The 7,814-nt window shown below is 31.8% G+C and carries 11 protein-coding genes; 3 read left to right on the top strand and 8 right to left on the bottom strand.

The genetic code is table 11. The annotated features are described in order from the left end of the window. The first annotated feature begins 85 nt into the window (after positions 1 to 85). Both M3175_RS21045 and M3175_RS21040 read left to right on the top strand, forming a co-directional pair. Positions 86 to 322 (top strand): hypothetical protein, encoded by a 237-nt coding sequence (locus M3175_RS21045; protein WP_251523284.1) that lies wholly within the window; start codon positions 86 to 88, stop codon positions 320 to 322. Positions 323 to 403: 81 nt separating this feature from the next. Continuing rightward, a complete protein-coding gene (locus M3175_RS21040) occupies positions 404 to 889 on the top strand; it encodes a hypothetical protein (protein ID WP_251523282.1) in 486 nt (161 codons plus the stop codon). Positions 890 to 1,110: 221 nt separating this feature from the next. Here M3175_RS21040 and M3175_RS21035 read toward each other — a convergent pair whose 3' ends face one another. From M3175_RS21035 to M3175_RS21025, 3 genes are all read right to left on the bottom strand, one after another. Then, positions 1,111 to 1,311, bottom strand: a complete 201-nt coding sequence (locus M3175_RS21035) for a hypothetical protein (protein WP_251523280.1) — start codon at positions 1,309 to 1,311, stop codon at positions 1,111 to 1,113. A gap of 81 nt (positions 1,312 to 1,392) precedes the next feature. Next, positions 1,393 to 1,686: a helix-turn-helix domain-containing protein gene (locus tag M3175_RS21030; RefSeq protein ID WP_285852376.1), complete on the bottom strand. Its 294-nt coding sequence runs from the start codon at positions 1,684 to 1,686 to the stop codon at positions 1,393 to 1,395. A 68-nt stretch (positions 1,687 to 1,754) separates the two neighbouring features. After that, positions 1,755 to 2,117: a hypothetical protein gene (locus M3175_RS21025; RefSeq protein ID WP_251523276.1), complete on the bottom strand. Its 363-nt coding sequence runs from the start codon at positions 2,115 to 2,117 to the stop codon at positions 1,755 to 1,757. 153 nt (positions 2,118 to 2,270) lie between these two features. Between M3175_RS21025 and M3175_RS21020 the strand changes: the two genes are divergently transcribed. Continuing rightward, positions 2,271 to 2,471 (top strand): DUF5348 domain-containing protein, encoded by a 201-nt coding sequence (locus tag M3175_RS21020; protein WP_251523274.1) that lies wholly within the window; start codon positions 2,271 to 2,273, stop codon positions 2,469 to 2,471. Positions 2,472 to 2,714: 243 nt separating this feature from the next. On the opposite strand, the gene M3175_RS21015 is transcribed toward M3175_RS21020, so the two are convergent. The 5 genes from M3175_RS21015 to M3175_RS25205 all read right to left on the bottom strand — a co-directional run bounded on the left by M3175_RS21015 (position 2,715) and on the right by M3175_RS25205 (position 7,803). Then, positions 2,715 to 3,083, bottom strand: coding sequence for a hypothetical protein (locus tag M3175_RS21015; protein WP_251523272.1), 369 nt, complete (start codon positions 3,081 to 3,083; stop codon positions 2,715 to 2,717). Positions 3,084 to 3,542: 459 nt separating this feature from the next. Further along, the gene (locus M3175_RS21010; RefSeq protein ID WP_251523270.1) at positions 3,543 to 4,274 is read right to left on the bottom strand and encodes a hypothetical protein; all 732 of its coding nucleotides are present in this window, start codon (positions 4,272 to 4,274) and stop codon (positions 3,543 to 3,545) included. A 14-nt stretch (positions 4,275 to 4,288) separates the two neighbouring features. Further along, complete coding sequence (locus M3175_RS21005) at positions 4,289 to 4,678, bottom strand: hypothetical protein (RefSeq protein ID WP_251523268.1); 390 nt, start codon at positions 4,676 to 4,678, stop codon at positions 4,289 to 4,291. Positions 4,679 to 5,299: 621 nt separating this feature from the next. Continuing rightward, complete coding sequence (locus M3175_RS21000) at positions 5,300 to 6,235, bottom strand: DUF3102 domain-containing protein (protein ID WP_251523266.1); 936 nt, start codon at positions 6,233 to 6,235, stop codon at positions 5,300 to 5,302. Continuing rightward, positions 6,232 to 7,803 (bottom strand): PcfJ domain-containing protein, encoded by a 1,572-nt coding sequence (locus M3175_RS25205; protein WP_251523264.1) that lies wholly within the window; start codon positions 7,801 to 7,803, stop codon positions 6,232 to 6,234. The genes M3175_RS21000 and M3175_RS25205 overlap by 4 nt, the downstream gene beginning before the upstream one ends. Positions 7,804 to 7,814 lie beyond the last annotated feature (11 nt).

Genomic DNA, 7,814 nt, shown 5'->3' with positions numbered 1-7,814 from the left:
GTTGATATTTAGATAAAGGGGAAGCTAAAGAAAGTTGTGGGCTTCCCCTTTCTTTCGGTCAATATTTCCGTCAGATTGTGGACAAATGCTTCTGACAATTTCTTGCCAAAATAAAACGTCAGTAACAGATGGCTGTAAAACTACTATTTGGAAGAATGGTTTGGAGAAGCTAGGGAAGAAGAACATCACAAAAACTGAAGCTGGAAAGCTCTTTGCAGGTAAAACAATAAGCGTTAACTTGAAAACAAAACAAGGTAAACCTTACAAGGCTGACGTAGTTTTTAATATGGATAAAAATTGGGTTGAATTTGCTAATAACTAATCTTGAACATAGAGGGGAAGCGTTATTAACGTTTCCTCTTTCTTTTTCTTATTATCAAAATATTAAAGTGAGGGTGTTGAGGTGAAATTAACTACTAAATTTTCAAAAGATGAGCTGGTTAATATTATTAGGCAAGATACAAATTTAGTTCCTTCAAAGAAGGAGCTATTAGAGTGCCTTTTAAACATTGACTCTAATTTTTTACACTTTTCATTTGGATTAAGGTTAAGTATTGATTCAATTGCCGACTGGGACTATATATATTCTGAAATGAAAAGTTATTTTATACCGGCTCTACTTAATTCTAATTGGAACTTCTCATGGGGGAGAACGTGGTTAGAAGAGGAATTATTTATAGTTCACATTGAACTTGATCAAACAGAAAAAATTAATGATTATCTTTTTAAAGGTAAATATGAAAAAGATCATCGAGAGGAATTTAATTTATTAGAAATATATTTAACTAGAAATGATGTGAATAATGCCTTTGAAGAAGGAATTATTAAGGATGAAAAAAAGAATAAATGGTTAATAGAGACTCTTCAGGACAGTTGTTCTGATAAATAAAAACTACTGTTACCAGGAAGGATGAAGGGATATGTTAAAAAAATTCTTTATTGCTACGTATGGTACTATTTTGTTTCTCTTTGTTTTCAACTATATTCATAGTGAAATAGGGCAAGATAACCTTTTTCCTTTAACTGTATTGTTTTTAATATGTGTTATTTCAGCATTGTTTAGGTTCATTGTATGGTATTTTAAGAAAAAAACTGACAAGGTGAGCTTTGTCAGTTTTTATTTTTATCCCATCGTGTTAAGAAGCTATCAATGATTTTACTACGTTTATTTCTGACCTTCGTTATTTGTCGTTGATACGATATTGATTCTGACTCTGTAATAGAGTTATGTCTTAGTTTTTTTAGGTTACTTAGCTCCTCATCTAATTGACATTTTTCACTGTGAAACCTTTCAACTTCGCTCTTAGCCAATTTAATCCTCTCCTAAAAAGTAAAATTTCTGATGGGGAAATTACAAAAATAAAATATTTGCTTGTACGATTTATTAAAGTCCTAACATTCTTCGATCTTACTTATCAAGTCATTGAGTTCTGTAGAGACAAAATTTTTTAAGTCATAATATTTCTGGTAGAAGCTTTTTTCCTCACTTGTTCTTCCAACTAAATAATCTAAAGAGACATTAAAGAAATCTGCTATTTTTAAAAATGTTTCAAACTCTGGCTTCTTAGTATTTCTTTCATAATTAGAGATAGTTGATTGATCTACACCTAATACTAGAGCAATTTCAGCTTGAGTAAGTTTGCTATTCAATCGTAATTCTCTAAACCGATTAGAAAATAGGTCCATTTCTCTATTAATCCTTCCTATGTCACTAAATGTGTGTACTACAAGTTCGAAATGTGTATTAAGTTGAATTACTCGACTAATGAGTTAAAACCTTCGCACATAGAATAAACTTGTAATATTTCTGCTTGATTTAAGACTTTTTTATTTCTAAAAACCTGCTGTAAGTAATCCCTAAATTCCATCTCACACTGTTTTGAATTACCTTTTGCTAATTCTCTAATAAATGAGTTGAATATCTTGACCTGCAAGGAAGTGATACTATCAAGTTCTACATTTTCATCTGCTTTAAACATCGATTTTGATAAGTTATTGTGGATATTTTTTATTATTTCTTTAACCTTAATAATAAAAGATTTATCCTTCTGTTGTAAGGAATCTAAGTATATGGAATATACGCTATTACTAATATCCTCTATGTTTACTGATTGCATATTTATCTTCCTTTCTTAATGAACAATATGTGTCAATCGTTCCAATTTTTCTACTATGTAAAATATTGGACTGTTTTTTGAAGTGTGCATTAAGTTTATTTTTAAAATTAACAGTCGATAATGATAAAAACTATTTTCTAGGAGTTGGTTTAATTGACTGATACGTTATCTAAGAATTGGCAAGGTAGATATTCTTTATCGGATGGAACATACTTTACAACTGGTGATGATATAGAGGTAAAACTTGATTATAACCACTGGATAAAAACAGAGGTAAAGCACAACCGTAAAGACTATTATCTAAAAGACTACCCTCAACTTCAAATGGAAGGTCTGATTGCGAGAAAGCCTTAAACTTTCTTGGCGAACATCTTGCTGAACAATTTAACTATTGCAAATGAGCCAAACACAACACCTAAACCAACTTGGAACAATGGTAATTGTAAAAGTTTAGGGTATATTTCAAAGAAGTTTAATGAAAGAAAATAACACCATAGAATTATGCCGAAAATTATCAATCCAAATAATTTAATAAAGCTCAATTAAAATCCCTCTTTTTGTCGTTCTTTGTATCTGTACTACTTTTCGAATTGTTCACTAAATATTTGCCCCATCCATTGCCCATTCATGGCATTCCGGGCAATAATGAATCCAAACCTGTTCCATATCCTCTAATTCTTCGATTTCATCTGCTGTTAAATTTGGTATTTGTTCAATCAGATATTCAGACTCAATATACCAAGTGTAGTCGAAATAGTAATTTTCATTACCTTCTGAATCAATTCTGTAAAACCCATCCAACTTACCATTTCGATAAACAGAACGAATTTCACAACTACAACAACCTTGTGAACCATGAACTTCGTAAAAAGCCTTTTCTTCATCTTGATTTTGAAGAACCCAATTATAAACTTTCTCATTGAAATAATTATGCGGAATACGTTTTTCAGGTTTTAAAAAAATCATATAAGCTACTCCTTCCCTTAATGCACAATTTGTGTCTATTGTTTTTTTCTCCCCCAAGTATATAAATGGTTCCAAGGAAGTGTTTTTATGTTACTTTTCACTTCAGGTAGACAACGATCACAGTATAAACGAACGTTCTCTTTATTTAACTCAAATAATGGTGTCATTTCTTCTACATAAAATCTTTTTGAACAATAATCACAACTACTAATAGTTTTCATTTGAATATTATTCCAACCCTTTTACTAATTAATTTCTAAAGTCATTTCTATATTTAGCAGTATCTATCAAATCTTGCCATGCTGGACTAAAAAAGATCATTAAGAACAAAATAGCTCCAATTATTAAGGAATATGCAAATGGGTTATCTAATGTTCTTTTTTTTACTAGTAAGAATATACCAATGAACAGAAATAAAATCCCAAATAAAAGTAATATCATTTTTTCACCTTACTTCCTTTATTCGTTTAAATATTTTTGAATTTGTTCCTTTATTACAGGTACATCTTCAATACTCCTGTACTCTTCAAGAATGTACTTTAATTCTTGTTTTAGGGCTTCCTTCTTGGGAGGATTTGATTGGAGCAAAGCTTCATATTGACTCAATGCGTCTCTAAAGATCTTAGCTCTTCCCCCTTTTTTAAACCCATATTCAGAAGCTATTTCATCCATTTTTTCGAATACTTCTATGTCGGTTTTGAAGTTTAAGTCTTCTTGTTCTTGATTTCTCATTGAAGGAAAATCATTAGAGGGAATATAACCATCCATAATAAATGATGATAGCTCATAAGTTAATTCTCTTTCTGCAACGAGAAGTGATAAGCGACTTTTTGTTCCAGTCGGAACTTTAAAAGTTTGTCTATGTTGTTCGCTTTTTTGGATAGGGTTATTTTGATATTTTTCTACAAGGTTTTTCATTACGTCTCGCATTATAGAGGATCGACTAAGCGAAAAACCTTTTGTATTAGCTTGTTTTATTAGACGATCTAATTTATTAATTTCAGATTCGGTCATCCAATATGGTTGAATAACAATATCGTTTATTGGTTGCTGAAGCTCACTTAATGGTTCCGGCAATTCATACTCATTAATTAGGTAATTTTTGAGTATCTTTTTACTTCTATTAGCTGGAAGAATCTTTTTAAAATCCTCCAACATACCAGGATTAAAACTGAAAGAATATTGCTTCATATAAACACCTTTTCTTATTTGATATATAGATTTCCGTCTTCAGGCTCGTACATGCTTTTATTATCATATTTATAATTAGCAGCATGCAAGGCTATTTCTCTTTGATATTGGTTTAATTTCGTAAAAACCTCATTAAATTGGAGATTTACACCGTTATCATAAAGGGCAACGGCAACTTTTACTAGAACTTCTTCAGCGATTGAAAATGTTTCTTCAGCAAACAACTTTTCATAATCAAAACCCTCAATCCAGTCGATATAAGGAGCCATTTTAGTCTCAAGCTCGTCATTACTGGCCATAATATAAGCAATAGAAAGTAACCCTCGATCACTGTTTAAATTTGCTGGGATTTGGTCTTTGATCTTAAAAAAACTCTTTTCTTGTTCCAAATTAATAAAATTCATTTTCTAACCCTCCGTTAGTATATTTATAATGTAATTATAACAATAATGCATCAAGAAAGCAATAAAAAAAGGACTCCTGATAGCTTCAGGAGTAAAATTTAAACAATCAATCAAAAGAAAAATCTTAATTACAGTTAGTATATCACAAGCACTACACAATATATAAATTATAATTTATACTTTGTATAGCTCTTGGAAAAAGTGTTCCAGCACTTTTTAGATTCCTTGAGCCCTCTTTTTATTGCTACTAAACATTTTTCTTCTCCTTCCTATATAAAATCCCTATCCGGTAGGACCAATAGTTGGTCCTTTATATTCACTAAATCCATCAATGTCAATTTCCTTATGCTGTTTGATGTCTCGTTAGTATATCTCTTTAAAATTGACTTTGCTGTTTGAATAGACGTTGCACGAACCACAATCTTTCTGTTCTTACATGTTAGTATTAAATAGTTTTTAATCAAAATTCGATACTCCTTACATTAAATTATGTATGGTAAGACCCTCAATTAGAGGATCTTACCGATGTTTTATACCTAATTTACTTCGTATCCTTCTTCACGTTCATATCCCACTAGTTCTAGAGTTTCTTTTTTTACTTCATACATATTAAACATCTCCTTATAATTCCTCTTGCATCTTATCAAGTAAGCCTTTTACAGCCTTTTTATACTTTGTTGAGGACTCCTCATCTTCTATCTGATTTAATGTCTCAAGGATCTCATTGAATCCATTAACTAGAGATTCAAAACAGAATTTAAACTTTGCAATACTGTCATTGTCTACTTGTGAAGAGACTTGTTTACGTAGGGCCTCTAACTCTTTTTGTATATCTTCAGGTACTTGTTCAATTACAGCTGGAACCTCAATAGGTTTTTCTTTCAGTTGTTTTTCTAGTGTTTGTATTCGTTCCTGTGCCTCACCTAAAGCCGTTTCAGTCGATTGAAGGGAAGAAGTGAGACGTTCGATCTCTTTCTCATCCCCGACCCTTTTTGCTGCTTCAAGTTGTTGCTTTAAATCTGTAATTTTGTCCTGGTGTTCCTCTGTCTGTTCCTCTAATTTTTTAAATTGCTTCAGGGATTTATCTTTTGCTTCCTTTTCACGTTCTGCCTTTTCTTCGCTAAGTTTCAGCTTCTTTTCAAGTTCCTTTTTTTCTTTAATTGCTAGTTGTAACTCCCTTGTAGACATACTTTCTAGATCGTGTTCATTTATAAACTCTTCTCTTTCATCTGAAGGAATGCTCAAAAGAGCTACAGCTTGTGTATAATTCAATTTCGAAATCGCTTGCGAATTGTCTACTTCTCCTTGTAAAGTAAGTTGGTCTTTACCATACTCTTCATAGATTTTCATTAAGTTATTGGCTGTTCTCTGAGAGTAACTAACAGATTCCTCTAACCAATTACCCCATTCCCCATGTGGAAGCATATGTTTAGCTTCAACAAGCCTTTTTCCAATTTCAATTGAACTTAACAAGAAGATTTTTTGAGTTTGTTCTTTAATGCTATTAATCTCTGAAGCTATCAAGCTTGTATCTCTAGTAGTAGTTAGTTGATTCATCCAGCTATTTTCCTTTCCTTCTGTTTCTTGGCTAACTTAACTTGTTTAAACTTACTAACAAATGACTCTACTTCTTCGGTAGGATCTTCATTTTTGAATCCTCTACATTGAGTGATTCTTTTTGCTTTCAAGTCAATTTCTACAGTATAGAAAGGTGTGTCCGGTTGGTCTTTCATTCTAATGAATAGAATAGCAATATCACCTTCAGAATATCTTTTTGCATATCCCCCCACACAATGACTTAGTATTTTTCCTTCCTCAAACAGTTCGTTAGTAGATAAGGCAGGTCTTATGAATAGTCCTTTATGTTCAAAGTTATATTTTTTTAATTTAGGCTGAAGCTTTTCGATTTTCTGATTAACGATTTCATCTTTCTTCAATTGGATGGAACGTGAAGTTTTTTGGTGTGCTTTATGCAAGTTATTAGGTAACAAAGTGTTTTTCTTTGTTATATCAATCCCTAACTCGTTACATTCGTTTAAGTAATCTGTCCAGGATATAATGACATTTAAAATGGTTGAGTGTCTTTTAGGATCCTTTTTTACTTGATTGGCTGCATATCTTAAAATTTGCTCGTTTGATGATACGTGTTTTTGCAAATATGCAAACCGTTCCATGTAATAGGTTCCAGTAGTTAAAGATTCACAGGATTTTGCTGTTTCCCATGTAATAGTAACTTTTCTTCTTTTAAACCATTTAAAGGTACTTAGAAGGGCTGGTGTCATTTCTATACCTGAATCCTTCCAATCTTTTATTTCTTTCTTCGTTAATCCTAGTATCTTTTCCATATTTTTACCTCGATAGTTAATACTCCGGTATAGATTCCAATTATCAACCATAGCTTTAACTATTCTTGTCATCCCCATTTTCATTAGATATTCAACGAATGGGTATTTAGAAAAGACTGAAAAGTATTTAACAAGGTCCAAATTTTCATTATAGAAATATTCCCATTCACTATAGATAAAAGGCGTTCCCTCAACGGCTTTTCTTAAACTTTCTACGGATTGTTCCGAATGGGAAGTAAAGGAATTTTTCCCTATCATAGTGTACGGCTTTCTTGCAAACATCCAACCACTTTCATATTTCATGGTTCCATTTTCTAAAGTTCCTGAAATATAAGGGCTTCTGTGCATCATAGTTGCTTTTCCGTTCTCAAACAGGTATCGAGCGATTGGAACAATAGAGGTTATTCCATTCATATCTTCTCTATAATCCATTGAAACATTGTAGCCTGTGGCTGTAATTGTCTGAGAATCGACAAGTGATTTTTCGTACCATACAACATAAGCCCGATCAATCATCTTTCCTCTTCCTCGGCCAATTGATTTAACCAATACTTGAGACTGACATTTTTCACATTTCCAAGTCTCATTGTGTTTTAGAAGTCTATCTGATTTTACAAGGTGATTAGATTTACAATGAGTGCAGTAACCACGTTGTAAGCTAGATGTCATTCTCTTAACGTAAAAATATCTACTATAATACAAAGCATCATCAATGATATATTTCTTTAATTCACTACTAATTTCTAAAGAAAAATGAGCTTTAAATTCCGATTCTTTCACTATTAATCACT

The organism is Robertmurraya korlensis (assembly GCF_023715225.1).
Classification (GTDB): Bacteria; Bacillota; Bacilli; order Bacillales; family Cytobacillaceae; genus Robertmurraya_A.
This window is presented reverse-complemented; position numbering and strand designations above follow the sequence as displayed.